Source organism: Corallococcus praedator, assembly GCF_003612125.1.
GTDB classification, from domain to species: domain Bacteria; phylum Myxococcota; class Myxococcia; order Myxococcales; family Myxococcaceae; genus Corallococcus; species Corallococcus praedator.
In genome coordinates this window covers 1-431 of the sequence record NZ_RAWI01001118.1, presented here as the reverse complement: position 1 = coordinate 431, position 431 = coordinate 1, and the positions used below count along the sequence as shown (strand labels likewise).

General features: G+C 68.7%; 1 protein-coding gene. It reads right to left on the bottom strand.

Annotation, left to right across the window (positions count from 1 at the left end; genetic code table 11):
* Positions 1-155: 155 nt before the first annotated feature.
* The coding region (locus D7Y13_RS43315; RefSeq protein WP_208734666.1) for a metallophosphoesterase family protein at positions 156-431 on the bottom strand (276 nt) is incomplete at its 5' end.

Genomic DNA, 431 nt, shown 5'->3' with positions numbered 1-431 from the left:
GACCTGCAGCACCATGGGAACGGGCACCGTCTTCAGGTCGGGCCCGAGGGGATGCATCATCGTGGTGAGGCGGACGGTGCGGAAACTGGCCATGCCGACAGCCTGGACGGAAGGCATTTCGATCCGATTACCCGACGGCCAGGCATCGGTCTCCTCTACGGCGCACCTTCCGCGGCCATGGCGTTCTCCGCGAGGCGCACACGGATCTCGGCGAGGGTGACGGGCCTGAAGCCGAAGCAGTCGACGCCGACGTCGGTGCTGGCCGCGGTGCCGGGCAGGCTGCCGTGCGAATGTCCGTAGAGGTGGAGTTCGCCGTAATGCATCCGGGGCCAGACGCGGTGGGCGTAGTGGCTCAGCCAGAGGCCCTGGACGTGCCCCGATGGTTCCGGAACCCTGACGTGCGCGACGTCGACGACGGGCCCGTCCCAGGG